A 26,839-nucleotide genomic window follows, 5' to 3' on the forward strand; every position below is an offset into this window, starting at 1 on the left:
CCGAGTGGGGTCGTTTTTGGCCCAAATTGATCATGTATGTTTGACTTATTACCAATTCGCACTTTGATAGATGGCTTTTTCCTCTCTAAAAGTTTGACTAAAATCACACTTTTGTAACAAAGTTTTACTGCATTTTTGAACCTTAAACAGTAAGCTCCTTTACTTAAAAATATGCTTTTACCCATTCCAACACGCCCCATTATCATTATTGTAATAAGAGCAGCTTTTCAATTTATTAACATATGCAACAAGATTTAACATAAGGCGCCATAATACGCACCGAATTGTTATAACAAAGCGAAAATGTCCTAATATTACCAAGTGAAAATGTCCTACATTTCCTTGGAGGTTTGAGGATGCTAATCACTATGAATGATCGTGAATTACAAAGACTGACGATAATCCAAGATGTCTTACACCATAACCTAAGCCGACGTGATGCCTTAAAGTTATTGGGTTTAAGTTATAGGCAACTCCAGCGGCTCATTACTCGCTTCATTCAACAAGGCGCAGCTTCTCTTGCGCATGGTAATCGAGGCAAACCTTCCTCAAATCGTGTCAAAGAAAGCGTCAAGCTGCAGGCATTAGAACTCATTCATCAGCACTATTCTGATTTTGGACCAACGCTAGCCCACGAAAAAATTCAGGAAATCCATGGCGTCTCGGTATCTCTTGAGACTCTACGACAATGGATGATTGCTGACGGTTTATGGGTTCCTCATAACAAGCGCAAACCTCGAGTATATCAACCTCGTTATCGACGCGATTGTCTAGGTGAACTCATTCAGATTGATGGTTCACACCATGATTGGTTCGAAGGACGCAGCGATAAGTGTTGCCTACTGGTCTTCATAGATGACGCCACGGGTCGATTAATGAATTTAAGGTTCAGTGAGACTGAATCCGCTTTCGATTATATGTTGGCAACCCGAGAATATCTCAATGAGCACGGCAAACCGGTCGCATTTTACAGCGATAAGCATTCCATATTTAGAGTTAACCAAGAAAAGCACAAACTGGTAGGACAAACGCAATATGCGCGTATCTTGAATGAACTCGGTATTGAGCTTATCTGCGCCAATAGCTCCCAAGCTAAAGGACGCGTTGAACGAGCGAACAAAACGTTACAGGATCGCTTAGTGAAAGAGATGCGATTGCAAGGCATTAACACTATTGAAGATGCGAATGCGTGGCTCCCTGATTTCATTCATGATTTCAATCGTCGTTTTGCAAAACCTGCTAAATACCCAAAAGATTTACATCGAAAAGTAAGAGAATCGGACCAGGATCTCCACGATATCTTTAGCTGGCAAGAAGTTCGCAAGTTGTCTAAAGCACTGACTATCCAATACGACAAAGTCATTTATCTTATTGAACCTTCGGATGAAAATAGCCGATTAGTCCATGAAAGTGTGAAAGTACTCGATTATCCAAATGGAGAGATTGCGATTGTTTATGGTCATCGAAAACTTAGTTTCAAAACCTTCGACAAGCTCGAGGAAGTTCACCAAGCTCAAGTTGTCGACAACAAACGTCTGGGTCAAGTACTGAAGTTTGCTCAGCAAAAACAAGAAGAATTCGAGCAACAACAAAAACGGGCTCGGAGCAAAAATGCGCCAAAACGTCGAGCTCAACAACGAGCATTGCAAGAACAGTTGCGAACGATTAATCCAGTACTGGCCAACCCCGAGCAATTCAAAACTTCAGGCAGAAAAACATAGCTTCCCTACTCTTTTTCTTCTGAGTTTTAGGACATTTTAACTTGGTAAGAAATGAGTCATTTTAAAATGGGATAAACAGAATCGTGGATCCAGCTGGGCTTGCTTCCGTAGACACAAAAACGGCGCAAACCGTTGATATGCCTGATAAACCAAGCCCATTAAATTTTTTTGCTATGTTTTCCCATACGGCTTTAATCTGTGGATTTTCGTTGCGGTCAGCATGACAACCAAGTAAAGCTATCTCTGGGTCAATTCCTGAATTCTTAGCTAAATAACAAGACGTTCTTGAACGCCGATTACGACAATGTGATGCGGCCAAACTTCTCAACTTAACTTCATGCCAAGTCCGACGACAACTAAAACGATTAGAGCAATTTGGCCCCGAAGGATTAGTCCACCAATTAGGAGGAAAACCTAGTAATCGTTGCTACTTACCAGATTATCGAGCTTTGGTATTACAGATAATTCATGAATTCTATTCTGACTTCCCACCTACGTTTGCACATGAAAAGCTGCTTGAACAACATAACTTGCCTGTCGGTTTAGAAACTCTCAGACAGTGGATGATTGCGGATGGCCTTTTGCTTTCACGTTCCTTCGTAAAAAAGCGACAGATGGACTGTCGCTACATAGGTAATCTAAAAGCAATTAATCTTTATTCAAGGCTTCTTGAATCGTATCGGCTAACCCATCCAACATAGATATGCCCTCTCGAAGCTTGATAGCAGACTGGCCCAAAGTGTTAACGCGAATAAGTTCCAGAGCACAAATTACAGCCATTTCGCGTTTATCCGGCTCTTCACTGCAATGATAAGACTGAAGAATATCTTTAAATGGTGGAAGACCAGAAGGTAAATAATCAGACATAAAGACTCCTTTTATTTTTTAGGGTTACTGCTCTATATATGGCCTTTAATTTATAAAAACAAGTATTTATATGAACAAAAAGAAAGTTTGTATTTTACGGGTTCACGATTCATTAATCTGATCACTTTAATTTGGTCGTTTGCCCCAAGATACCCATAATTTGGTCTCAATTGACAACGTCAATCAGAATATTATTACCATTATTTTAGTTAATCTTGTTACGTTGTCACTAAATGGGTCTTTACTTTAGGGAAAAGAGTTCAGCTCACTCTCGCCTATCTGGTGTTTTTTCCGTAAGCTCCTTAGGCAATCAAACTTCTTTTTTCTCTTCAAGCTGGCAGCCTAATCATTAAAACCATTTCAAGTTCTATGCCAAATCCCTCGAAGTCTATTCGTCGTTACCTCAGAAAGCTTGGTGCCATCAACCTCCTAGGTAAAACACAGTAATAAAGTGACAGGAAATGTCTGGGATTTACCTCCTCCAATTATGCTATCATTGTCAGCCTGTTAGTCTTCAAATTCAGGAATATGGATGGCACTTACGATCAGAGACACGCATAAACATGAATACATGCTTGCGGAGCTTAAGGAACAGACTGGCACCAACACAATGAGTAAGGCTCTTATCCAAGGTGGTTATGATGCTCTGAAGTACAAAGAGTTGTATTTGGAAGAAAAAAAGAAGACCCAAGCTTTGCGTGAACAGTTGCTTAATAAAAATGAGGCCGTTAATTCGTTCTTGGACTCTTTGGATAATCTCAATCGAGTTTTTAAAAGATAATATTTATCAATAACTGGGTGTGATGCGATATTTGTGCCCTTTCAGTAAAGGGCACAGTTTTGACAGCAGTAATTAAATCACCATTGATCAATCAACATATTTTCAGTAAAACCCACTTGCTTCAAGGCGGCTAATTCAGGTTGCTCTAGTTCGGTAACACTATCGATAAACTTAATATCTTTTATTTGCTCTGAAGGTAGCCCTAGCCTTTCTCTTAATTCGGTTATCAAACTTTCAGTTACCCGAGGTAAAGCGTTCGACTTCGAAATTAAGAGCTCATCCTTCTGTGCAGCTCTAGCCATTGGCACTTTTTCAGCAGCAAACGTTAATACGCTACGCAAACGCTGACCATAATCCCCTTCTAATTGTTCTAACATCACTGCCACATCGGCATCGTTCATTTCGTTCAATTTATTTCGAATTAAGCTTTCATAAAAACGAGATTGAGCACCTGCATCCATTTCGTTTTCTGGATTTCCTACATTCTTTTCATGCCATTGAATCGCTGATGTACCAATGAAACCTGCCAAGCCTTGAACCACTTTGCCTATATTTGGGTTACTCTCTGAAAGAGAATTCAACGTTGTACCAATATTAGGGTTACTCTCTGAAAGAGAATTCAACGTTGTACCAATATTAGGGTTACTCTCTGAAAGAGAATTCAACGTTGTACTAATATTAGGGTTACTCTCTGAAAGAGAATTCAACGTTGTACCTATATTAGGGGTTTCGAAGAGCGCCCTGATAAATGCTGTGATCTCTCTAATGACGTTCAAAGTGCCTGCCATCAAGCTAATTGCCTTATCTTTAAACGTTGATTCTGGGGCATTTTCCGTACGAGAAGCAACCGCATTCGCCAGTTCGTTTGTAGGAATAATTTCAGCTTGCTTTGCACCTAAATGGCCAGAATTATTTAATGAATCTACGGTATTGTTGGGCACATTCACATGCATATTCGGCATAGACATCGATCTTTCTAACATTTTATTGACCTCTTATTGTTCAATCATTGCCCTGAAGTCTATTGCGGTTGAAAAGCATAGACTATCGAGATTGGTCGTAAATGTTTATACCCAACATTTCATTAATTTTACCTTCGATTCTATCTAGTTTGGTCTAAAAAATTACCACCAATATTGATAGATGAACCACTTTATTTTGATTTCAATGTCCTCTGTTTTATACAAGTATAAAAAGAGCAAACAATATGAATCAACAATATGTAAAAGCCGTCGAGATGCTCTGTCTAGAACTTGGCCTCGAAGTCCCTAAAGATATCAACGAGATTACAAGCATTAAAGTTGGCGAACAGGAATGCCACATTACTGAACACCCGGCAGGAAGATTGCTGATGTTCAGTCGTCTGAGTGAAATTACTCAAGAAAATGCCCAAATTTTTCTTGAGGTGAGCATGTTTAGCCAAGAAGAGAAAAAGCCTATGGTCGGGCTTGATTCTGAGAGTAATCTCGCGATTCTTTGGAATCAACAACCGCTGGTTCAAGCAGAACGACACACTTTGTATCAGCAGCTTGAGCTATTGAGCCAATACTACGACCAAATACAAAGTAAATTGGCCCTTTCAAGACCAGAAAACTCAGATGTACAAGATATTAAGCCAGGTAATTTTAACCCCAACTTATTTCTAGTATAAAATGCACATTATCTAGGCTGAAAACATGATATCCACCAGCCTTTCCCTTGATTCACAAGGCAACAATGCAATCAAAGCTTTGTTGCCTGTTCGCTTTTACCTGCCATTAATGCAATCAAAGTGATGTTTTCATCTATTTTTTCATTAAAAATGGGGGCATAAACACCAGTCCTGAAATATGAACCCGATGATACGATGTTACTTTGGCTCTAAGATCCGTTCGTCACCCCTAATGATATATTTAATTAAAAATCTTACAGTTAATAAAGATAACAAACTTACTCTTCAGAAGGTTATATATGGGTAAATATCACAGATTAAGATATTAAGATTTTTGTTATAGTAAAGGGCTGGGTTAATTTTCTTATGAATCTTACATAGGAGAATTAATAAATCATGAAAAAAATCACAGCAGCATTAATTATTATGGCCACTAATCAAGCCTCTGTTCAAGCTCAAGAGAATACGCCTGAAGTTATTTCAAGCACTTCACCTGAAGGAGTTCATACTAAATACGAATCTGAACATCAAGTACAGGAAGCAATGGCTGAAAAAGGGTTTACACTTCATCGCTGTGGTATTCACACTATGGTGCAGAAATATGGTAGTGCTGGTGACGAAGTTACAATCCCACACAGCCAAATACAATGTTTTTACTCAAAGCCAGGTGAGCTTCCATCAGATAATTCAGAATTGGCCTATTGGAATCTACAAATATCTTACGATACTTCCGATCAATTATATAAAGCGGATAAAGAGTTTGTTCACTATTATGAAGGTAAAGTTCGCACTATCAGGCCTGAATACCTATTAGACTCAGCCCCACACCTATACAAGCAACGAGCCGCTCTTCAGTCTGCAGGTATGACCGTTGGTAATTGTGATCTACAACAAGTTTACTACTTTATGAAGCCTACTGAAGATGTGTATTTATCAAACCTCGCGACCTGCCCTGTTCATACGCCAGATAGAGACTTATCGGGGTATATTAAACTAGATATTAACTTTGATAATCAAACAAAATCTTACACTGAAGCTGCAGTCAGTTACATAGCGTTGTAATATACTTGCCCAAGTAGTAAAAATATAGTTAACGTTTCAGTGTTTATATATTTTTCCACTTGGGCTTTAACAAGGTAAAATTTAATATTAGGCTTTTATTTAGATTCTATTATCAATTATTTTTTGAACAAGTTCTTTATCATAAGTATTTTTAACTTCAAACTTCAAGAGAGTGAACCTACTCTTTAATGCATTACTTACTTCTGGAGAGAGCAGAGTTTGATTTTCAGTAATAATCATTTTAGAATCATCTAACTCAATTAAAAGAATGATTTTAGAAAACTCATCTGTAATAACAAAATCGACTGCCCTAGCCCATGAGCAGTCTTTTATTTTAACTGGCTGAATGAGTGATAAAATTGAAACCTGACAATGGATATCATATCTCTCAGGTAACAGCTCTCGTAAAAGTTGATGAAATCGCTGTTGATGAGAGTTCTCTAAAAAATCGTGATATTTGTGGACATTCAGTTCCTGTTCTTCTTGGAGACTATGATTAATGGCAGGTCCGTGATTGATGGTTGGAGCGTTGTAATCCGTTTCTTGCTTTAGGTTCAGTGGTACCTGCTTACTGAACCGTTTGCTTTCTATCCTTGTAAACAAATAGATAATGCATACAAGTGATATCGCCATAATCATGATTGCCACAATTCACTCCTTAAACGTTTCTGTTATAAAGTTAAATCTATAAAGGTTAAACCTCTCAAATCAATAGGTGCATTGTAGCATATCTGAGGTGTGTGATTTCTCCCTGTTTCAAACTTGAGATCATAAACAATTTTCGTTCAAATTCAGGGAGTAATTTATGCGTGTTTAGCAGCGATAATCTTGTCGCCGTTAAGGTTCAAGGGATGAAAAATGATGGACAACGTTAAATTCAAGCTTAGGGATGTCAGGATGATCCGTCGGAATGTGAAATACCGTGTGACGTGACAATTGATTAATCACCGTCGTATCCACCAGCATATCGATGAAACAGTCACCACGATAGGCCGCTAATGATGATTGACAGTCATGAGCTTCGATTTCAACCCCCTCCGGTAACACAGCGTTACTAATATCAATTTTGAATGAATGAGAACTTAAGTTCTGTACAGGAACAGTAAATCCATAACTGTCGTCATCAAAAGGCAAATAAATGTCTTTCCAGTATCGGACATTGGAACTTAATGCTTTGATCCAGCCTGATTTATTAAAATCATTGACTCTGGTATAGAGACCAATTCCTCCATTATCTTCACACGAAGAGCCAATGCTGACGATCCCTACTTGCATAAACTGCCCCTCCTCGTAATAACCAATGGGGCCACCACTATCGCCTTTGCACGAGTCTTTACCACTCAGAGGATCACCGACACAAATCACAGATTCAATTGATTCAGGAAACCCTATGTTTTGACATGCCACCCCTTGGTCGATAAATGATAGCTCGACTTGTTTGAGTTGAGTTGGTATTTGGCCTGTTTCATCTTTTCCCCAACCTAACACGGTCAATTGGCTGGTATTGGCAACCAACTGTTTTACCGATTCTTCAGACGCGAGTTGAACGGCGGAAATCGACACTTCATCTTGAATATCCTCTTCGAGTTCAATAATAGCGATATCATTGACTGCAGAGCGATCGTCATAATCGCTATGCAGATAATATTGAATCACTGGGAATGTTTGTGCTGCCGGACTGTGAAGATCTTTTGCGGCGACGGTCACATCGATATCACTGGCTTCATCAGGCTCTCCATCAGTAAATAAGCAATGCGCTGCGGTCAGTATATAACGCCCGCCAAGGTATGTTCCGCCACAAAAGTGTCGCTCATGAGCATCATTTGAGTTTCCCATGCCTAATGACACCATGAAAGAACTCGGTGCCGTAACGACTTCTTTCCCCCCAAGAATACTTGGCATAGCCTCGTGGAGCATTTCACCGATTGCGTTGTGACTAAGTAGAGTGGATAAAGTGGCAACAGCAAGAGTTGTAAAAGGAGCACAGCTAGAAGAGTGATGTTTTAAAGCCAGTTGAGTGAGACGTTGTTTCATTGATATTTACATCGTTTGTAAAATTATTAAGACTTTGATTTTATTTAATTCGATGAATTTCATCAATGATTTATCGGCGAGGCATTTATTTTAGATATGTATGGTGAAAAATAGATTGATTCTCGCCTAAGAAGATACTAACCGTAGCTTGGGAACTTTTTTGTTTAATGTGACATTTATTTACATAAAAACGTGATATTAGTCTAAAAATACAGGTCAATAGTGATAGTGGAGTCATCTACAAGCTACTATATAGTTAATCAATAATGTCTTTAATCTCTAATATGTAACATTGTTTCAAGGAGGAAACATTATGGAATGGATGAAAAGACTACTGAGAATACAAACGCATGAAGAGAAAAGACGTGAGCTACAAGAGAAGTTAAGGTTCGCACTATCGCAGTCCGTTGCTCGCTAGCCCCACTTACTCATTAATGACACCGTATCTTCTACAGTGTCATTAATTTTTTACCAAGCCATTTTAAAATACAGTATTTATTAAAACGAACCTGACCCGCAGGAAAGCACAATGCGTACGAAAATTAAGCGCGTCTCTTGCCTTTTTGAGGAAAGCATTGGTGTGGGAAAACATTGCGGATATGCTGCTGAGTTTTTTTAGGAATATCTTTTGAAAAGACTAAACGCATGCTGGGAGTTGCATTGTAAGCTCTTAATATGCCGTCAAAGGGTTCACGCTCACCGATCTCTTGCAAGTTGTGTTTCAAAGAAGGCGGCATGTGCCCTTTCACTGACGTAAGGTGACCATCTTTAAAGCGGGCTTTCAGCACAGGTCGATCAACAAAAATGAGTAAGAAAATAACAACTGCGGCAATTAAGATAACATAAAGCATTAGTAACACTCCCTGATTAACAAAATCGAGTGAACAAAACTTAGTTGGCTTGGACTAATTCAGTTAACTCGATAGTAATTTACTGAGGTCTTCTTTTAAGGATGACACTTTTAAACTCGCCTGTTCACTTCTGGATGCTTCTGAAACAAGATACTCAATCGCGTCAGAAAGTGTACAACCTAATTCATTCGCTCTTGAAGCCAATTTTTCCCACACTCTGTAATCAAGGTCGATAGACTTTTTCTTTGTGTGAACTTGTTCAGCATTAAAGTGACGTTTGCGTTTGGCTCTTATTGCTTGTTTAAGTTTATTATCAAGCTCTTGAGACATATGGTTATCTATCCATTGTAGCACTTTTGTTGGCTCATGCTCGATGCTACGCAATTCTGTGACTGCCGCATCAACTTCACTGGTGTCAATGTATCGGGTGACCGCTTCACCTTCTTTCCATTTTTTGATGAGGTAGTTCCACTTCCAACCACATTCTAGATTATCAAGCTGCTGATATTTCATCTGTTAGGCCTTTTTTAAACGTCTAGTTACAGCGTAACTCACTAAGACAAAACCAGCAATAAAAACTCATAAAACTATCAATCTAAATGGTCTAATCGTTGATCAATTAAACAAAACGAGTGCTCTTTCTTATCGAATACGATAACGATATCTCTTTTGTACAAATATGCCTGTCCCTGTTTATTCTCACTCAAACACCGCCTCCTGAAGACTACTTTGAAGGCTAATCTTGTGCCTGTCCTCGTTAGTTACTTTTATTTACTTCTCGTTATTTATGTCTGTCCCTATTAGTTTATTAGTTTCCTTCTGCTTTTTACGCCTTTCGAAATCTCTCACTTGCTTAAAATGAGTCACTTTTCTTTTGTAATTGGATGGATCTCTGATGAATTTACTCACTTACAGACGAACACATCAATTTATTGTGATTCGATCTTATGATTGGATAAATTGCTACTAGGGAGTTATTGCCCAATTCGCTATAATGGCGGCAATATTGAATGATGATGAATTTGAATGAACCAACTACATTGGCAAGATGTCACCCCTAGCTTTGAACAATACGCAGCAATTTTAAATCAAGCGTCTACGCTCCCTGAACACACTTTTCTAGATCTTCAGCCTCGACTCGCCGCAACGATTGATCGTTTCATTAATCTTAAAGGCCTCACTCGAACTTTACTGGTCAATGGCCCAGATAATTCTATTTACCGTGATTTGCTCTGCAGCGCATTAGAACAAAAAACCTCTGCTCCTGTTATTCGTATTGAGTCACTCGATGCAAAAGCTTTGTTTGACCGTTACCGTGTGGATAAACAAGGCCAAGTTACGCGAGAAGACGGCCTGATTGCTCAAGCGCACAATGGATACTTGGTGATCCCAGCGAATTTAATCCTTGCTAACCCTGCTTTGTGGCCAAACATTAAATCGTGCGTTGGTGGTTCAGCTCTAACTCCGGTGAATATCACTTCTGAGCGTTTGGCTTTATCGCCTATCGAGACAAAGCAATATCAAGTAAAGCTTGTGATCAGTGGTGACCGTAACCAGCTTGCTGACATTGAATACTTAGACGGTGATCTCTCTGCGGGCATGGCCATGTATGCTGAAGTAGAAGAAGATATTCACCTTTCTCAAGAAAACCTAGCACGTTACATCGGCCTGGTTCATTGGATCTGTTCGAAATATTCTATGCCAAAACTGCACAATGACGCTTTCGAAAGATTGATTTTAGCAGGCATGCGATACACTGAAGATCAACATTATTTGCCTCTTAACCTGATGTGGCATAACCAACTCCTTGACCTAGCTTCACAGTACAGTGAAACAGAGACTATTTCGTTTTCTGCTGTTGATGAAGCCATTGAGGATAAATACTACCGTGAATCATACCTTCCTCAACGTGCGGTCGACGATATCCTCGACGGTCAAGTCATTATCGAGACGACTGGCGAGCAAGTTGGCCAGATCAATGGCCTAACTGTGATTGATATGGCGGGACACCCTATTTCCTATGGAGAACCGGCTCGAATCTCTTGTGTGATTCATTTTGGCGATGGTGACGTTTCTGATGTGGAACGTAAGGCAGAACTTGGAGGCAACCTTCATGCTAAAGGTATGATGATCATGCAAGCGTTTGTCAGCTCGGCCCTTAATCTGGATGAGCCTTTGCCGTATTCCGCTTCGATTGTGTTTGAACAGTCTTACAGCGAAGTCGATGGCGACAGTGCCTCACTTGCAGAGCTGTGTTGCTTGGTGAGTGCGCTGTCTGAATCTCCGGTCAATCAACAAATTGCCGTAACAGGTGCTGTTGACCAATTTGGCCGAGTTCAAGCAGTAGGCGGGCTCAATGAGAAAATTGAGGGTTTCTACCGAGTATGTAAACACCAAGGCTTTACTGGTCAACAAGGTGTCATCATGCCGAAATCCAATCTAAAACATCTTGCACTGCATAAAGAAGTGATAGAGAGCATCAAAAATGATGAATTTCACATCTGGTCGGTGTCCACCGTAGATGAGGCAATCCCTCTTCTAATGTCACAACCGTTCCGTGGCGAAGAAGACAGTATCATCGGCAAAATCGCTGAACGTATTGAAAATTTTGAAAGACATGAGCATCCAGAAGGACTAGTGGATCGCATCAAGAACTGGTTCGTCAAGTACTGATCGGAGTTGTTTAGCGTACACGTGTTCACTTAAGATGCAGGTATCAAAAATTGGAGTAATTGATAATGCAAAACAAACGTGATTCTTATAATCGTGAAGACCTTCTCGCATCAAGCCAAGGAGAGTTATTTGGTCCGGGTTACCCACAGTTGCCTGCACCAAACATGCTAATGATGGACCGAGTAACCAAAATGTCTGAAACAGAGGGCGATTTCGGTAAAGGCCTTATTCTCGCAGAATTGGATATTACTCCTGACCTTTGGTTCTTTGATTGTCACTTCCCTGGTGATCCAGTGATGCCTGGCTGCCTAGGACTGGATGCAATGTGGCAACTGGTTGGGTTCTTTCTTGGCTGGGTTGGAGGCAAAGGTAAAGGCCGTGCTCTTGGTGTTGGTGAAGTGAAATTCACAGGTCAAATTCTGCCAACAGCCAAAAAAGTCACCTACGAGATCCACATGAAACGCGTTGTGAACCGTAAACTCGTTATGGGCCTGGCTGATGGACGCGTGTGTGTTGACGGTAAAGAAATTTATGTGGCAAAAGACCTTAAAGTTGGCTTATTCCAAGATACTTCAAGCTTCTAATTTTAAGTTTTGAGTCTAAGCCGCTCACTAAAACCGTTAACTTAAAGAGGCTCCTTTGTTGGAGTCTTTTTCATTTAATGAAAAGGCTCTCAACGAGGAGAGCCTAAACGGATATAAAGCCAAATAGTATGTGGAGGGTTAATTTTATTTATAGAGTCCAGAGTGTTTTTCATCTCTGGCATCACGCCAACCGCCGAGCCAATACGAACGAGCGTCAACTTGTTGGTATGGACACGCTTCTTGAGATCTTCCATTCAGTCCAGCTTTAAAGCCTTGTGATTGAGCTCGTTCTAGGCGATCACGTTTTTGTCTCTTCATAGTGAATTCCTCATACAGATCTATTAACTAACGTACAGCTGTAAATGTGAACCTTTTATGGAGCTTTGATGACTCCAATTAAAATAATCGTCCAGTTTTGATGTTTTCACAAGGCAAAAAAAAGCAGAGTCTCATTTCTGTGAGACTCTGCTTGATTTCGACAAAAGAGTATTATTTCCGACGGAACCCAAACAAGGCAAGCATGGTCAAAGCCAACCAACCTAAGCCCGCGCCTTTTCGCTCAGAAGTCTTATCCTCAATGCTTCGAACAGTGATATCCTCTTGATTCGCACCTTGAATCGGGACAAGCTGAACAGCGACTATCTTCTCTTTCGTAGCACACAGAGAGTTATGAGCTGTTGATTGATAACCACCTTCACATTTCATTGCTGTTGCAGAAATGATACCTTGATCGTTAATATCTGTTGCATCGATAACACGGAACTGGTTGTTTTCTGAGTTCAGACCATTATTGGCCAAATCATCTAAAAACCACGATCGACCGCGATAGATATCTTTATAACGGCTACCTTCAATTTCATCAGGAAGCAAAGTGGTAATAAAAGCCCTTTGTGACCTTGGTTTACCATCAATTTCGGCATGTCTTTCAAAGTCGACCGCGCCAACGAGTTCATTGAAGTTATTGATCGCGCCTACTTTTGTGTTTGCACCATCAAATAGAACATTATTATCACTGAAATAATGATAGCTTAAGCTTTCATTAATATTATCAACGTAGAACAAACGGTTCGGGAAAGCACGGCCAAAACCAGAGCTGCCATTTTTGGGGCGATACTTAGCGGTTCCGACTGCAAGGCCGTTCTTATTGACCGTGTGGAGAATGCTGCTTGGGTAGTTTTCTTGATCTAGTACCGTTGATGCTGTCGCCTCGTCAGAATTTTGTAAATTCTTGAAGACAGTAGCAACCAGCTCTTCATTATCATTCGAGTTATAACCGACACCGTAAACAGCATCACCGATAGCGACTAAGTCACGGATACTGCCGTTAGATGTACTTTTGTCTTCCAAATCGGCGCCACCAACCCAATTAAAGCTTTTAACTAAAACAGCTTTATCTGAGTCTACCTTCCAGAATGAAGCTTTAGAGGACCAATATTTAGAACCGTTGTTTGATTGAGCAATACTACCCGAAATATAAGTTTCACCATTGTGTTCTAAACGAGCAAAGGCTTGAGTACGCTGGTTATCTTCAGTCGGCAGGAATACGTCACCAGAAAAACCAACATTTCGTGTTGATTGTTCTCTTTGGCTACCAGTTACCTTACCATCAGCAGAAATTTGATTAATGACAGTGTTATATCCGGATACGTTTATCTTTGGAACAAGTTCGTTAGAGCCGTCTTCTTTAAAAAGGTAAGCAATAGAGTTGTCATGATCACCATCTACCTCATGCTTGTAACCTTCGTCGTACTGTAGAACCGCAAAGAAATCGCTACAGTTACCATCGGTATAACCTAAATAATCCTTGCAGTAATCTACAAAACCATCGTGGCCATCGGATAAGTATTCAAAACCTCTACCGATATCAAAAGGGACTTCACTGCGATAGCTGAACCCTTCTTCACCATGTCTTTTTACTTCTAAACCAAAAAAAGACGAGTTTTGAGTACAATCGGAGCCCCAACAGGGCTCTGCTCCAGCGGGTGATTTAGAGACGGCAACACCATATTCGTTATCTTTACTGCCTTCAGGTGATGTTTTTTCAATAACGTTATAAAGTGCAGCATTGACATGAAATGCAGAACCCACGCAAATGGCGATGGTGGTTAGTTTGAGTATATTACGACTATTCATAGAATGATTAACTGTCCTGTTGCATGGCTTCGAGTTCTTCCCATCGCTCGAACGCAATTTCCAGCTCCTGCTCTTTAGCAGCAAGCTGTTCTAATATTTGTTGAGTTTGGTCTGCAGGCTTAGTGAAGAATTCTGGATCATTCACTTGAACTTGCAGTGTTTCAATATCCGACTCTAGTGTCTCTAATAAAGCTGGTAAAGACTCTAACTCTCGTTGAAGCTTATATGATAACTTCTTCGAATTATTCTTAGTCGATGTTGTTTTGGGAGTTTCCTCAACCACTTTTTCTTTTTTGCTCGCGGGCTGGCTTACACTTCGTGATGAGATAACTTGCTCACGCTGCTGCTTGGCATCGTGATAACCGCCAACAAACTCTTCAATAATACCGTTACCTTCGAAGATCCAACTTGTGGTCACAGTGTTATCAACAAACTCGCGGTCGTGACTTACAAGAAGTAACGTACCCTGATAATTGGCAAGCATTTCTTCTAAAAGTTCCAATGTTTCGATGTCTAAATCGTTAGTTGGTTCGTCTAGAATAAGTAAATTGTTAGGTTTCAATAGGATACGAGCAAGCAGTAGGCGATTTTTTTCACCTCCAGAAAGTGCCTTAACCGGGGTTCTGGCACGCTTGGGAGCAAATAAGAAATCCTGTAGGTAACTTAATGCATGGCGCTGACGGCCACCTACCATAACTTCTTGTTTACCATCGGCTAAATTGTCAATTACGGTTTTCTCAGGATCCAACATTTCACGATATTGGTCGAAATACGCCACTTCAAGTTTAGTACCACAATGTAAACGGCCTTGCTGGGCTTCGAGTTTACCCAGTAGCAATTTGAGTACGGTACTTTTACCGCATCCATTTGGCCCTATCAGTGCGATTCGGTCACCGCGCATGATATTGAAGCTGAAATCAGAAACAATCGGCTTGCCTTCAAACGCAAAGGAAACATTTTCGGCTTCGAAAACAATTTTTCCTGAACGAGAAGCATCATCGACACTGAGGTTAACTTTACCTTGAACTTCTCGGCGATCGCTGCGCTCTTCACGAAGCTTTTTCAAAGCACGAACACGGCCTTCGTTACGAGTACGGCGAGCTTTTATTCCTTGGCGAATCCACACTTCTTCTTGAGCAAGTTTCTTGTCAAACTCTGCATTTTGCATTTCTTCGACACGAAGCATTTCTTCTTTATCTACAAGGTATTGATCGTAATTACCTGGGAAAGAAGCTAACTGCCCTCTATCGAGATCAACGATTCGCGTTGCCATTGATTTAATGAACGTACGGTCGTGAGAAATAAAGATGATCGAGCCTTTGAAATCCTTCAGGAATGTCTCTAGCCATTCAATAGTGGTGACATCGAGATGGTTGGTCGGCTCATCAAGCAACAACACATCAGGGTCGCACACTAAAGCGCGAGCAAGCGCTGCTTTACGTTGCCAACCGCCGGATAAATCGGTCAGTTTGGTTTCCGGTGTCAGTTTTAATGCCCCAAGCACATTCTTAACTCGATCGTCGAAGCGCCATGCATTCAAGTGATCAAGTTGCTCTTGCACTTTAGACAGTCGATTGATGTTTTTTTCACTTGGGTCATGAGCAACAAGATCCAACAGATCATGGTAGATCTTCAGTTGTTCACCAGTCTCAGCCAGACCACCAGAAACGTATTCATACACCGTTCCCTCTTGGTTACGTGGCGGATCTTGTTCTAGTCGTGAAACGACGACATCCTGGGTGACTTGAATTTTGCCATCATCCAGAACGATCTCGCCGGCGAGCACTTTCATGAGTGTTGATTTACCCGCACCATTGCGCCCCACTAAACAGACGCGCTCGTTTTCTTGTAACGCGAATTCTGCTTTATCGAGCAGTGGGTGATCGCCAAAGGCGAGTTGTGCGTTATGAATGGTAAGTAATGCCATTATTGTCCAACCAATGTGTAAGTTGCTCAGAATCAAACGGCCAGTTTAATTCTGAATCTTGATATTTTAAAACCGGTATAGTGACACCGTAACGAGAAAATAAGTCATCATCAAAAGCGATATCAATGATCTGTGTTTTCTCGCTGAGACCCAGTTGATCTACAAGAGAAAAGGCCATCTCACAAAGATGGCACCCTTCTGTGCTGTATAGTGTAAGCACGTATACTCTGTCCTTTTAATTGCGCGCATTTATCCTGTATGCGTAATAAGCCAGCAATTGTGAATATGCTTATTGCGTGAAAAGTCTAACGGCAGTGTTTGAGACGAAATGTTTTTCGCTGTTAAACCAAGCGTCGCAAGGCCTGTTTCATCCATTTTAAAGTGACGCTTGTTGTTGGAGAATACAATGGTACCTCCAGGGCGTAACAATCGTTTGAGCTCAGTCATCAACTTGATGTGATCACGTTGGACATCAAAAGAAGTATCCATACGTTTCGAGTTTGAAAATGTTGGAGGATCAATAAAAATAAGATCATATTCCCCTTTCGCATCCTCTAACCACTGTAGACAATCGGCTTGTTCAAATTTATGTTGGCGACCAATGCAACCATTTAACTGCATGTTGTCTTTCGCCCAGTTAAGGTAAGTGTTCGACATGTCAACCGTAGTAGTTGAACGGGCCCCACCTACTGCGGCATGAACCGTAGCACTACCTGTATATGCAAATAGGTTTAAGAAATCTTTACCCTGAGTCATTTCACCCAAGCGACGACGCGTCAGCTTATGATCAAGGAATAAACCCGTATCCAAATAATCATGAAGGTTAACGATAAGCTTTACGCCATACTCATTCACTTCAAGAGTTTCTGATACTTGACCTAATTTTTGATATTGGTTGCGGCCTTTTTGCTTTTCACGAACCTTAAGTACCACTTTGTTTGCTTCTACACCTGTTACCTGAATCGTTGCTCGGATGATATCAGTCAAACGACGCTTTGCTTTCTCTTCAGGAATGTTCTTAGGCGCAGCATATTCCTGAATCACAATTTGGTTACCATAAACATCGATAGCAACGTTGTATTCCGGTAAATCTGCATCGTAAATACGGTAACAATCGAGCTTCTCTTTACGAGCCCACTTACCAATTTTGCCGATGTTTTTCTTTAAACGATTCGCGAAATCAGGAGCAATTTGGACTTGTTGTGCGTCTGCTCCTTTTACTTCATCAGCACTACGCTGAGCAATGGTATAGTTTTTTTGGTGACACTGTAACGCACCATTGTTCAGTTTGAACTGTTTATCAGCGCGCATACGTAAACAACTGAGCAACTCATCCGAACTAGAGAAGATGGACGCCTTACAACCACCAAACTCTGCTTTGAGCTGGCCACCAAAAGCAGTATAAAGTGCGATGAGCCCGGGCTCTGTACCTAAACGCTCACCATAAGGTGGGTTTGATACAATTACACCCGCTTCAAAACCTTTCGGACAAGTAATGGTTGCTGCATCCCCTTGAGCAAATTCAATAAGGTTTTCAACCCCGGCTCTGCGGGCATTGTCTTGAGCAACCTTTAACACTCTCGGGTCGTTATCAAAACCATAGAACTTGGCGTCAACATTTTTGACTCCTCGACGAGCTTGGACACTTGCCTCAGATTTAATCTCAGCCCACAACTCTGGTTCAAAATCTTCTAAAGATTCAAAACCCCATTGCTTACGCTTCACACCAGGAGCCATATTCGCAGCCATCATCGCCGCTTCTATCAATAACGTCCCCGAGCCACACATAGGATCGAGCATCGGCTGGGTGCCATCCCAACCACAACGCATAATAATCGCTGCAGCTAGTGTTTCACGCAGCGGCGCACGACCAGACTCTGGACGATAGCCACGTTGATGAAGTCCACTACCGACCATATCCACACCAAGAATGGCTTTGTCTTTGTGAAGACGCACATGAATACGAAGATCTGGCCTTTCTTTGCTGATATTTGGACGAGGCAACCCTTTCTTTTCAAAACAGTCTACGATGCCATCTTTAACCTTCATTGCACCATACTGGCTGTTGCGAATCTCGCGGTTGGTACCATTAAAATCAACCACAAAACGCTTGGAGCTGTGGAACTGGTTGACCCAGTTGATCGCCGACGTTGAAAGATAAAGATCCATATCATCGTTACAGGTGAATTCAGATAAAACACGGACAAATCGCGACGCCAGTCTGCTCCATAAGCAACAACGATAGATTTGCTCATTGGACGCTTTAAATTTAACGCCTGCCTGTACTGGCTTCGCATTTTCAATGCCGAGTTTGGTCAGCTCTTCAACAAGCAGGTTTTCCATGCCATTTGAAGTTACCGCGAGATATTGATTCATAGTGTTCTTTCGTTAATAGAAAATGGTTCTAATTATACCTGACTTTAAAAGTAATGCCTCGTATTTAAAGGTCTTTTATCTTCGATAGTTCAAACAAGCAGCAGCGTAAGCCATTTTCTTCATCAAGTAAGACACAATCCTCACTATTCCTTCCTCGTTAATCACCAGCCTACAAACACTAAAAAACAGCCAGAATGAATCACTATTCACCACAAAATTGGACTATACCAGATTGAATTTGATGTCGTAACTTATTTACAAAAATGCATTAAAAGAGGAAAATACGCCGTATATTAATAGCTTGAAGCCTTTTAAGAGATACTGTTGGGAGGGTTATCAAAATGAAATAAAGATGTACTCGTTCATTTTTGAGACAGCTAGTTCAGCACAGATTACATACATAAATGTTCATATCAGGCTAAATTCAGACAGCAAATTGGGTTGTAAGGAAAGCTTTTACCAAACTTAAGGTGGGGGAAAACTAGTAAATGTCCCTGTGATTAAGGATCTGCCAATGGCCTCAAGTGGTAAATTTGGAAGATGGAAGTTATAAAATTAAGAGATGGATAGCGTGAGAGCATCAACTCTTAGAGTGGTTCGTTTTATCAGTTGAGAAGTGAAAAGGGAGAATAAACAATTAACAAGCTGGTTAATTAGTTAGATTGAATGGTTAAAGCTAACCTACCATAGCAATATGAGACTTCATAAACAGGTGATTCGCTGATTCCATTCTATCGTGCATGACTTTAATCGGCTGACCAAACTGGAGTAGTTTACGACCATCAAGGATAAAATCTTCTTGGCCGACGTAAGCACAAAGACTGGAAGTATCACCAGACTCAAGCACGATGAATAGCCCCTCAGAATACTGGTTTGATAAGGACACCATATCCCCTTCTGCTGGGGTATATTGACCACTTTTCGCATCAAAGAACCAGCTCTTAGGCTGTACAGGCTTATGAAAACGCCTCGATGCTACGCAATATAGAGTCAGTTCTGCTTGTCTATACTCATTAATGTCGAGGCATCGTATTCTTTCATTATAAGTTTGAAAGGCACTAGCATCATCGACGGTAAAATTGTTATTTGAAAAAGCACAATTAACAAGAAGCTTGCAGCACAAATTGGTTTGGAAGATCATATCCTCTCCCAAATCAAGCATCAGACAAGCTTTGTGCTCATCATAATACCAGTTCCATTTGTCGCTCGGTTTAAGCATGATTGCCTTCTCTTGTCATTGACTCAGACGTCAGTAGTTGGTGATAGATAGAATTTCCACGCCGATGTGACAATTTTACAAGTGCAATGACAAAAAAAAGAGGAAATACTCTTCCTCTTTTTATGAAAAAATAAACACCAAAGTATGTAACCCGTTGCTTACTCTATAAGTTTTCTACTATATTTCTCACTAACTTTGGTCCATGGTAGATAAAACCAGTATAGACTTGAACCAGATTAGCACCTGCCATCATTTTTTCTTTCGCAGCGACGTAAGAATCAACGCCACCTACACCGATAATTGGGATTTGGCCTTTTAGCTCTTGGTGTAATTTACGTACAACCTCTGTTGAACGTGATTGAACAGGCCTGCCACTCAAGCCCCCTGCTTCATTACCGTGTTTCATGCCATTGACCATTGAGCGATCTAACGTTGTATTTGTCGCAATAACCCCATCAATGTTGTTTTTAATTAGAGATTCACAAATTTGCTCAATTTCGTCATCAGTAAGATCTGGGGCAATTTTCAAAGCAAGTGGGACATATTTACCGTAAGTTTCACTGAGCTCTGCCTGCTTGGCTTTTAGCTCCGCAAGTAATTCATCTAATGCTTCGCCATATTGGAGCGAACGTAGCCCAGGTGTGTTTGGTGATGAGATATTAACCGCGATATATCCTGCGTATTGGTAAACTTTCTCCATACAAATCAAGTAGTCTTCTGCACCCTTCTCGATTGGAGTATCTTTGTTTTTACCGATATTAATACCAAGTACACAATTAAACTTAGCTTTTTTTACATTCTCGACAAGGTTATCAACACCTAAGTTGTTAAAGCCCATACGGTTAATGATGGCTTCTGCTTCTACTAAACGGAATAATCGAGGCTTATCATTTCCTGGTTGTGGACGAGGTGTGACTGTCCCAACTTCAACAAAACCGAAGCCCATTGCATCGAAAGCTTCAATACATTCGCCATTTTTATCTAAACCTGCGGCAAGGCCAACAGGGTTACGGAAAGTCAACCCCATGCACTCAACTGAGCGATTAGGTATATCTTGACGATACAGAAGGTTAAGTGGGGTGTTGTTCAAACGTTGAAAGTTTGTGATTGCAAGATCATGTGCCTTTTCGGCATCAAGTTGGAAAAAGCCAGCTCTGGCTAGACGGTAAAGCATTGTGCCTCCGAAAGAAAAAAGCCCGTATAAACGGATTGGTATTATTTACTTTTTCTTATATTAATTCAATGAAAATGAACAGATTCTGAAAAATAGCACTGAATTACCATTGTATATTAGGATATTTAATAACTCTGCTTGGAGATTAGACAAAACCGCCAAACCAAAAGGTGACAACGTCACTAAGTGGCTAAGATTTTCTGTTTCCCCTCTTCTTATTGCGGCTTCTAATTTTGATACCTGTTTGTGCCCAATACTAATATGAGAAAAGAAATGTGCCTGTCCCGATGTCCTGATTTAAGAAAAGAAGTGTGTCTGTCCCGACTTCCTGATTTAACAAGGACAGACACATTTTTTCTCCTCTAATTTTTATGACTTTCCTTTCTTCTTTCTCTCAATAAGATCAGTCTCAAACTCCAACAGTGAAAATTGATACTCTATTTATAAAAAAAGCCCCGTAATATACGGGGCCTTCTATAATGGTGAACTTGAATTTATCGTTGTTCAGTCTTTAGCTTAGCCTTTCCCTGAACAATTCAAATTAAGGAGTACTAGTTCTCGAAGTGCTACTGAGAATTTTGCAAACTCATGCACAGTACCCACTTTAAATTCATTAAGAATACTTTCCCAACGCTGAAGCGACGGTTCATTCGAAATCATCCAGCTTTCTAGAGCTTCAATAACATCGACTTCTTCTGAACATGAGCAAGTCAGAACCTGTGCAGTAAGCTGACGTTGTTGCCAATCTAAGTCTTCCCGGAAAGCAGCTCGAGCAAGAGCTTGCCAGTTATTTTCAACCGATTGGCTATTGATTTGCTTCAAGAACCAATGCAGAGATAGTCTGTCACCAAGGTTGAAGTAAAGCTTTGAGGCTTGCTGAACCGTCTTGCCTGTTTCGTTCGCGACTGAAGAAATGTCTAATGCCGATTGTAAACTAGATAGACGTGCAACATGGTTGGCCAGTTTCTCCTCCACACCACGCTCTATCCACTGCTGGGCAAGAGCATCATGTTCTTCGACTTCGGAAGCAACCAGCATAGTATCAAGACCTTCTGTTATCAAACGAACGTCTTGTTGATACATAGCCACGAGATCAGATACGGTGCTCTTACTAGCACGGTTACGTAGCAACCAGCGTGAAATACGGCGTAATGCACGACGCACATATGCCATGATTTCGTACTGCGCATTTGCTGAGGCGATATTGTCTAACTCTCTGGTTTGCTTCAAGATATCTTCGATACCAAAGATCTCTCTTGTTGCACTGTAGGCATTCGCAATTTCAATCACGCTCGCGCCAGTTTCTTCCTGTAAACGGGTGACAAAGTTACAACCCATTTCATTAACCAATTGGTTAGCCAATGCAGTAGCAATGATTTCAGCACGTAATGGATGGTTAACCATTTGTTCTGAATAGTTACGGCGTAACTCACTTGGGAAGTAAGCTGTCAGTTGTTTTGCGTGGAAATCATCATTAGCGATCTCATCAGCAACTAACTGCTCTTTCAAAACCATTTTCCCGTAAGCGACAAGCACCGATAATTCAGGACGCGTCAGGCCGATACCTTGCTTCTCACGCTCTAGTAATGTTTCATCGTCTGGAATGTATTCTAGTGCACGATCAAGATATCCTGCTTTCTCCATGGTATGAATAAAGCGAATTTGCTCTTTTACGACACCCACTCCCTGCAATTCAGTCACCGAAATGGACTCAGATTGACAATAAGCGTCATCAAGAACAATCTCACCAACTTCTTCTTCCATAGATTCAAGAATGTGATTGCGCTGTTTAACAGTGAGATCACCATTCGAAACCAGCCCGTTAAGGAAGATCTTAATGTTCACTTCATTATCTGAACAATCCACTCCACCAACGTTATCAACAAAGTCAGTATTAACTCGACCACCGCTGATTGCATACTCAATACGGCCTAGCTGAGTCATACCTAGGTTACCACCTTCGCCAACGACTTTCGCTCGCAGCTCGTGGCCATCGATTCGAAGCACGTCGTTAGCACGGTCACCAACGTCAGTATGTGTTTCAGTCGATGCTTTAACGTAAGTACCAATGCCACCGTTCCACAGCAGATCGACTTTCATTTTCAAGATCATTTTGATCAAGTCATTCGGTGCCAATGATGCTTTCTTCGTGCCTAACATCTTTTGAATTTCAGGCGTTAAGGTGATCGACTTCTTACGACGAGAGAAGATACCACCGCCTTTTGAGATCAAGTCTGTATTGTAATCTTCCCAGCTTGAGCGTGGTAGGTTGAACAGTCGCTGACGTTCTTCCCAACCCGTTGCTGAATCTGGATTAGGATCGATGAAGATGTGCATATGGTTAAATGCGGCTTGAAGACGAATGTGCTTAGATAACAGCATGCCATTACCAAATACATCCCCTGCCATATCGCCCACACCGATCGCTGTGAAGTCAGTTGTTTGACAGTCAATACCCATTTCACGGAAGTGACGTTTAACCGATTCCCAACCACCTTTTGCAGTGATACCCATTGCTTTGTGGTCGTATCCATTTGAACCACCAGAAGCAAATGCATCACCCAACCAGAAGTTATATTCTTCAGAAACAGAGTTCGCTAAATCTGAGAAGGTCGCTGTTCCTTTATCGGCAGCGACAACCAAGTATGGGTCGTCTTCATCATGACGTACCACATTCTTCGGCGGGATAACTTCACCTTCGATAATATTATCTGATACGTCTAGTAGTGCACGGATAAAGCGTTTATAGCAACGTTTACCTTCTGCAAAGATTTCATCGCGATTCGTAAAGTTGTGTTGTCTCTTACAGACAAAACCGCCTTTCGCGCCAACCGGTACAATCACCGTGTTTTTCACTTGCTGCGCTTTCACTAGACCAAGAATTTCTGTACGGAAATCTTCTTGTCTATCTGACCAACGTAGTCCACCACGAGCAACTTTACCACCACGTAAATGAACACCTTCAATATCAGGGGCATAGACGAAGATTTCAAATGCCGGTACTGGCTGAGGGATCTCAGGGATATCACTTGGTTTCATTTTTAGCGATAACCAAGGTTTTGGTTGCTTGTCTTCACCCAGTTGATAGTAGTTTGTACGCAACGTCGCCATGATCATTTCCATGTAGCGGCGAATGATACGGTCATCATCTAAGCTTTCAACACGATCTAATTGTGCAGTGATCTTTTTAATAAGATCATTTTGACCTTTTTCACTGCCCTTATGTTTCGGGTCAAAGCGCTTGATAAATAAGCTAACTAAACCTGTAGCCAGCTCTGGATAATGGTTTAACGTATCTTCAATGTACTGTTGGCTGAATGGGAAACCCACTTGGCGCATATAACGCGCATAAGCACGTAAGATGGTAATTTCGCGTCCAGATAATGAGGCTCCAAGTAGCAAACGGTTAAAACCATCGCTTTCTAAGTTGCCCGCCCAAACATCAGCAAAAGCTTGTTGGAAGCGATCACGAGCTTCACGTAAGTCGACGCTGTTTTCACTCTTATGAAGCATTGAGAAATCAAGGATCCAAAATGTTTGACCATTTTTGGTTTCAATCTCATAAGGGGATTCACCAATGACACGTAGGCCCATGTTTTCCAGCATCGGCATGACATCAGACAGGTGAATAGGCTCATCACGATGGTAGAGCTTCAAGCGAACGGCTTTAGATTCTGCCCTTTCTTCTTGTGGGCGGTAAAATAACATGCCTAGTTTGTTATCGTCACTTAATGCCTCTAAACGCTCAATGTCATCAACAGCTGAGCTTGGCATCATGTCTTCTTTGTATGAGCGAGGGAATGCACTCATATACTCTTTTGCAAGAGGTAGGCCTTTGCTTTCACCAAGATTGGCAATGATCGATTCTTTTAGGCGATCATCCCAAGAAGTCGATACTTCCATTAAATTCTTCTCGATTTTTTTCACGTCCACATCGATGTTGTTGTTATCCACACGAACGATATAGTGAGTTCTTGCTAATTGGCTTTCAGAGAAGAAGGTAGTGAATTCTACCTCTTGCTCACAACCAAAGTACTGTTTCAGGATACGTTGAGTTTGACTACGAAGTTCTGTGTTGTAGCGATCTTTGTTTACGTAAACCATGCAGCTAAAGAAACGTCCAAACGGGTCTTTACGTACAAATAAACGTAACAAATCGCGGTCTTGCATTTGTACAACACCCATACCGACTTCAAGTAACTCTTCTTCGCCGGCTTGTAGCAGTTCATCCCGAGGATAGTTTTCAAGGATATTATGTAGCGCTTTATATGAGTATGAACCTGTACGGTATCCGCTAGCTTCTAGGATACGGTCTACTTTTTCGCGGATAAGTGGAATGCTTTGTACGGCTTGGTTGTATACCGCTGATGTGTATAGGCCAGTGAAGCGGTGTTCACCAATCAGGTTACCTTTTTCATCGAAAGTCTTAACTCCGATGTAGTCCGTGTAAGCTGGACGGTGAATACGTGATGCTTGATTGCCTTTGGTGATAATCAGAGCATCAGGCTTTTCTGCTTCTAAGCGAGCTGAATCTGAAAGCTCTGAAAGTTTCAATGTTCGCACGCGAGTCTGATCGGCGAACAGGCCTAAACCTTCTTCTTTTAGTGGTATAAGTTCCGCATCACCTTCTGTTCTGGCGAGATCGTATTTCACATAGCCCATGAAAGTGAAGTTATGATCACCCAACCAATGTAAGTACTCAATCGATTCATCTAACCGCTCTGCGTTCATCGAAATACGTGCTTTATTTTGCTCAAGCTCGGTGGTCACTTCTTTCAGTTTATCTACCATCTTTTTCCAGTCACCCACTACCAGACGGGTATCGGATAAAATGGAGAGCAGCTCATCTTTTAGAGCATGCATTGCTTCTTTACTGGTAAGCCTATCAACTTCAATATGGAACAATGATTGAAGCGCACCTTCAGCACCATTGACTTCGACTGCTTGCCCTTTGGCATCTCGGGCTATTTGAGTTGGATTGTTCAACATCAGGTGAGAAACAAGATCAAGTCGACCTAATGTCATTTTGATTGAGTCAACCAAAAATGGAGAGTCTGGAACAACAATTTCTACAATAGTGTGCGTTGATTGCCAACCTTGGCGGCTGACGGTTGGGTTAAATACTCTGACAGAAATATCTTCGGGCTTCTTCTCATTAATATGATGCCACAAACTGATCACAGCACCATAAAGATCCGATTCATTTCGCTGAATTAAATCATCATCAGCAATATTACTAAATAAGTGTTGAGCTAGTTTAGTGACTAGAGGCTGGTGAGCAAGCTCAAGTTTGTCCTGAATAAGTTGGTACACTTTTTCAAGCAGAACCGGCACTACATTTTCACGCACGGTCATATTCACACTCCACATTAGAATTGTTTTTTTGTATGGGTACTTAGGTTTTAATATATCTAAAAACTAAGCATAGGTAATGCATCTGTACATTGTAAAAGCATAATTACAAATGGTTAACAACAAATCCGGTTAGAAGTAGGTAAAAAGTTTGATTATGTGACTAAGATAGCTATTTCCAACTATAGAAATAGCGGGACCTACAGAATTTCTAACTTTAAAAACTTATTATTTTGGTCTGTTGTAAGCCTGAATCGACCTTTAAGCCCTAATTGTGAAAGAAATGGTCTAAATTTCATAGCATCCAGTTGCAAAGTCAAGCCTTGTTCTGTTGTGATATGTATTGATTTCGCTGCACCAGAATAATGCGCTAAGAATGTTTGATAAGAGATGTTAAGGGAAAAGTAATATTGTTTCATAAAACTTATTATATT

21 protein-coding genes and 2 pseudogenes are annotated in these 26,839 nt (G+C 41.0%); 7 read left to right on the top strand and 16 right to left on the bottom strand.

The genetic code is table 11. The features are described 5' to 3' along the window. Positions 1-368 precede the first annotated feature (368 nt). Positions 369-1,721: an ISNCY family transposase gene (locus tag BS333_RS07025; protein WP_101903913.1), complete on the top strand. Its 1,353-nt coding sequence runs from the start codon at positions 369-371 to the stop codon at positions 1,719-1,721. 61 nt (positions 1,722-1,782) lie between these two features. Here BS333_RS07025 and BS333_RS07030 read toward each other — a convergent pair. Next, positions 1,783-1,995 (bottom strand): annotated as a pseudogene (locus tag BS333_RS07030) (DUF3693 domain-containing protein); the annotation flags it as partial. Positions 1,996-2,074: 79 nt separating this feature from the next. On the opposite strand from BS333_RS07030, the pseudogene BS333_RS22545 reads away from it, so the two are divergent. Next, a pseudogene (locus BS333_RS22545) lies at positions 2,075-2,422 on the top strand (hypothetical protein); the annotation flags it as partial. Here the strand turns inward: BS333_RS22545 and BS333_RS07035 are convergent. Then, positions 2,370-2,588, bottom strand: coding sequence for a hypothetical protein (locus BS333_RS07035; protein ID WP_021710436.1), 219 nt, complete (start codon positions 2,586-2,588; stop codon positions 2,370-2,372). The pseudogene BS333_RS22545 and the gene BS333_RS07035 overlap by 53 nt on opposite strands. A 532-nt stretch (positions 2,589-3,120) precedes the next feature. Between BS333_RS07035 and BS333_RS07040 the strand changes: the two genes are divergently transcribed. After that, positions 3,121-3,369 (top strand): hypothetical protein, encoded by a 249-nt coding sequence (locus BS333_RS07040; protein WP_021710437.1) that lies wholly within the window; start codon positions 3,121-3,123, stop codon positions 3,367-3,369. A 77-nt stretch (positions 3,370-3,446) separates the two neighbouring features. Here BS333_RS07040 and BS333_RS07045 read toward each other — a convergent pair whose 3' ends face one another. After that, positions 3,447-4,352, bottom strand: a complete 906-nt coding sequence (locus BS333_RS07045) for a hypothetical protein (protein WP_021710438.1) — start codon at positions 4,350-4,352, stop codon at positions 3,447-3,449. Between the two features lie 224 nt (positions 4,353-4,576). On the opposite strand from BS333_RS07045, the gene BS333_RS07050 reads away from it, so the two are divergent. Then, positions 4,577-5,020, top strand: a complete 444-nt coding sequence (locus tag BS333_RS07050; protein ID WP_021710439.1) for a CesT family type III secretion system chaperone — start codon at positions 4,577-4,579, stop codon at positions 5,018-5,020. A gap of 396 nt (positions 5,021-5,416) precedes the next feature. Beyond that, positions 5,417-6,082, top strand: coding sequence for a hypothetical protein (locus tag BS333_RS07055; RefSeq protein WP_021710440.1), 666 nt, complete (start codon positions 5,417-5,419; stop codon positions 6,080-6,082). Positions 6,083-6,181: 99 nt separating this feature from the next. Here the strand turns inward: BS333_RS07055 and BS333_RS07060 are convergent, their stop codons facing one another. The 4 genes from BS333_RS07060 to matP form a co-directional block, all read right to left on the bottom strand. Beyond that, entirely contained in the window at positions 6,182-6,721 is a 540-nt protein-coding gene (locus BS333_RS07060) for a DUF2726 domain-containing protein (protein ID WP_237359109.1), read from the bottom strand. A gap of 198 nt (positions 6,722-6,919) precedes the next feature. Beyond that, positions 6,920-8,116, bottom strand: coding sequence for a S1 family peptidase (locus tag BS333_RS07065; RefSeq protein ID WP_021710442.1), 1,197 nt, complete (start codon positions 8,114-8,116; stop codon positions 6,920-6,922). Positions 8,117-8,658: 542 nt separating this feature from the next. Next, positions 8,659-8,967: a DUF3634 family protein gene (locus BS333_RS07070; protein WP_021710443.1), complete on the bottom strand. Its 309-nt coding sequence runs from the start codon at positions 8,965-8,967 to the stop codon at positions 8,659-8,661. Between the two features lie 63 nt (positions 8,968-9,030). Beyond that, positions 9,031-9,480, bottom strand: a complete 450-nt coding sequence (gene matP / locus BS333_RS07075; RefSeq protein WP_021710444.1) for a macrodomain Ter protein MatP — start codon at positions 9,478-9,480, stop codon at positions 9,031-9,033. A 513-nt stretch (positions 9,481-9,993) separates the two neighbouring features. On the opposite strand from matP, the gene BS333_RS07080 reads away from it, so the two are divergent. Both BS333_RS07080 and fabA read left to right on the top strand, forming a co-directional pair. Continuing rightward, positions 9,994-11,640 carry a S16 family serine protease gene (locus tag BS333_RS07080; protein WP_021710445.1) on the top strand — a complete coding sequence of 549 codons (1,647 nt, stop codon included), beginning with the start codon at positions 9,994-9,996 and terminating at the stop codon, positions 11,638-11,640. Between the two features lie 65 nt (positions 11,641-11,705). Then, positions 11,706-12,224, top strand: coding sequence for a bifunctional 3-hydroxydecanoyl-ACP dehydratase/trans-2-decenoyl-ACP isomerase (gene fabA, locus BS333_RS07085; protein ID WP_021710446.1), 519 nt, complete (start codon positions 11,706-11,708; stop codon positions 12,222-12,224). A gap of 144 nt (positions 12,225-12,368) precedes the next feature. On the opposite strand, the gene rmf is transcribed toward fabA, so the two are convergent. The 9 genes from rmf to BS333_RS07130 form a co-directional block, all read right to left on the bottom strand. Beyond that, complete coding sequence (gene rmf, locus BS333_RS07090; RefSeq protein WP_021710447.1) at positions 12,369-12,542, bottom strand: ribosome modulation factor; 174 nt, start codon at positions 12,540-12,542, stop codon at positions 12,369-12,371. A 171-nt stretch (positions 12,543-12,713) separates the two neighbouring features. Then, entirely contained in the window at positions 12,714-14,357 is a 1,644-nt protein-coding gene (locus BS333_RS07095; protein ID WP_021710448.1) for a DUF3466 family protein, read from the bottom strand. Positions 14,358-14,364: 7 nt separating this feature from the next. Beyond that, positions 14,365-16,284, bottom strand: coding sequence for an ABC transporter ATP-binding protein (locus BS333_RS07100; RefSeq protein ID WP_021710449.1), 1,920 nt, complete (start codon positions 16,282-16,284; stop codon positions 14,365-14,367). After that, positions 16,262-16,504, bottom strand: a complete 243-nt coding sequence (locus tag BS333_RS07105) for a glutaredoxin family protein (RefSeq protein ID WP_021710450.1) — start codon at positions 16,502-16,504, stop codon at positions 16,262-16,264. The genes BS333_RS07100 and BS333_RS07105 overlap by 23 nt, the downstream gene beginning before the upstream one ends. Positions 16,505-16,533: 29 nt before the next feature. After that, positions 16,534-18,660, bottom strand: a complete 2,127-nt coding sequence (gene rlmKL / locus BS333_RS07110) for a bifunctional 23S rRNA (guanine(2069)-N(7))-methyltransferase RlmK/23S rRNA (guanine(2445)-N(2))-methyltransferase RlmL (RefSeq protein WP_021710451.1) — start codon at positions 18,658-18,660, stop codon at positions 16,534-16,536. Positions 18,661-19,336: 676 nt separating this feature from the next. After that, positions 19,337-19,879: a cell division protein ZapC gene (locus BS333_RS07115; RefSeq protein WP_021710452.1), complete on the bottom strand. Its 543-nt coding sequence runs from the start codon at positions 19,877-19,879 to the stop codon at positions 19,337-19,339. A gap of 163 nt (positions 19,880-20,042) precedes the next feature. Further along, a complete protein-coding gene (gene pyrD, locus BS333_RS07120; RefSeq protein ID WP_021710453.1) occupies positions 20,043-21,053 on the bottom strand; it encodes a quinone-dependent dihydroorotate dehydrogenase in 1,011 nt (336 codons plus the stop codon). A gap of 516 nt (positions 21,054-21,569) precedes the next feature. Next, positions 21,570-26,408, bottom strand: a complete 4,839-nt coding sequence (locus tag BS333_RS07125) for an NAD-glutamate dehydrogenase (RefSeq protein ID WP_021710454.1) — start codon at positions 26,406-26,408, stop codon at positions 21,570-21,572. A gap of 197 nt (positions 26,409-26,605) precedes the next feature. Beyond that, positions 26,606-26,824 (bottom strand): DUF2835 domain-containing protein, encoded by a 219-nt coding sequence (locus BS333_RS07130; protein WP_021710455.1) that lies wholly within the window; start codon positions 26,822-26,824, stop codon positions 26,606-26,608. Between the last annotated feature and the right edge of the window lie 15 nt (positions 26,825-26,839).

The sequence above is a fragment of the Vibrio azureus genome (assembly GCF_002849855.1).
Lineage (GTDB): Bacteria > Pseudomonadota > Gammaproteobacteria > Enterobacterales > Vibrionaceae > Vibrio > Vibrio azureus.

What these genes read in the sequence shown, in the direction of transcription:
- BS333_RS07025 (WP_101903913.1), top strand. Translation starts at nt 369, where the DNA reads ATGAATGATCGTGAATTACAAAGACTGACGATAATCCAAGATGTCTTA.
- BS333_RS07035 (WP_021710436.1), bottom strand. Translation starts at nt 2,588, where the DNA reads ATGTCTGATTATTTACCTTCTGGTCTTCCACCATTTAAAGATATTCTT.
- BS333_RS07040 (WP_021710437.1), top strand. Translation starts at nt 3,121, where the DNA reads ATGGCACTTACGATCAGAGACACGCATAAACATGAATACATGCTTGCG.
- BS333_RS07045 (WP_021710438.1), bottom strand. Translation starts at nt 4,352, where the DNA reads ATGTTAGAAAGATCGATGTCTATGCCGAATATGCATGTGAATGTGCCC.
- BS333_RS07050 (WP_021710439.1), top strand. Translation starts at nt 4,577, where the DNA reads ATGAATCAACAATATGTAAAAGCCGTCGAGATGCTCTGTCTAGAACTT.
- BS333_RS07055 (WP_021710440.1), top strand. Translation starts at nt 5,417, where the DNA reads ATGAAAAAAATCACAGCAGCATTAATTATTATGGCCACTAATCAAGCC.
- BS333_RS07060 (WP_237359109.1), bottom strand. Translation starts at nt 6,721, where the DNA reads ATGATTATGGCGATATCACTTGTATGCATTATCTATTTGTTTACAAGG.
- BS333_RS07065 (WP_021710442.1), bottom strand. Translation starts at nt 8,116, where the DNA reads ATGAAACAACGTCTCACTCAACTGGCTTTAAAACATCACTCTTCTAGC.
- BS333_RS07070 (WP_021710443.1), bottom strand. Translation starts at nt 8,967, where the DNA reads ATGCTTTATGTTATCTTAATTGCCGCAGTTGTTATTTTCTTACTCATT.
- matP (WP_021710444.1), bottom strand. Translation starts at nt 9,480, where the DNA reads ATGAAATATCAGCAGCTTGATAATCTAGAATGTGGTTGGAAGTGGAAC.
- BS333_RS07080 (WP_021710445.1), top strand. Translation starts at nt 9,994, where the DNA reads ATGAACCAACTACATTGGCAAGATGTCACCCCTAGCTTTGAACAATAC.
- fabA (WP_021710446.1), top strand. Translation starts at nt 11,706, where the DNA reads ATGCAAAACAAACGTGATTCTTATAATCGTGAAGACCTTCTCGCATCA.
- rmf (WP_021710447.1), bottom strand. Translation starts at nt 12,542, where the DNA reads ATGAAGAGACAAAAACGTGATCGCCTAGAACGAGCTCAATCACAAGGC.
- BS333_RS07095 (WP_021710448.1), bottom strand. Translation starts at nt 14,357, where the DNA reads ATGAATAGTCGTAATATACTCAAACTAACCACCATCGCCATTTGCGTG.
- BS333_RS07100 (WP_021710449.1), bottom strand. Translation starts at nt 16,284, where the DNA reads ATGGCATTACTTACCATTCATAACGCACAACTCGCCTTTGGCGATCAC.
- rlmKL (WP_021710451.1), bottom strand. Translation starts at nt 18,660, where the DNA reads ATGAATCAATATCTCGCGGTAACTTCAAATGGCATGGAAAACCTGCTT.
- BS333_RS07115 (WP_021710452.1), bottom strand. Translation starts at nt 19,879, where the DNA reads ATGCTTAAACCGAGCGACAAATGGAACTGGTATTATGATGAGCACAAA.
- pyrD (WP_021710453.1), bottom strand. Translation starts at nt 21,053, where the DNA reads ATGCTTTACCGTCTAGCCAGAGCTGGCTTTTTCCAACTTGATGCCGAA.
- BS333_RS07125 (WP_021710454.1), bottom strand. Translation starts at nt 26,408, where the DNA reads ATGACCGTGCGTGAAAATGTAGTGCCGGTTCTGCTTGAAAAAGTGTAC.
- BS333_RS07130 (WP_021710455.1), bottom strand. Translation starts at nt 26,824, where the DNA reads ATGAAACAATATTACTTTTCCCTTAACATCTCTTATCAAACATTCTTA.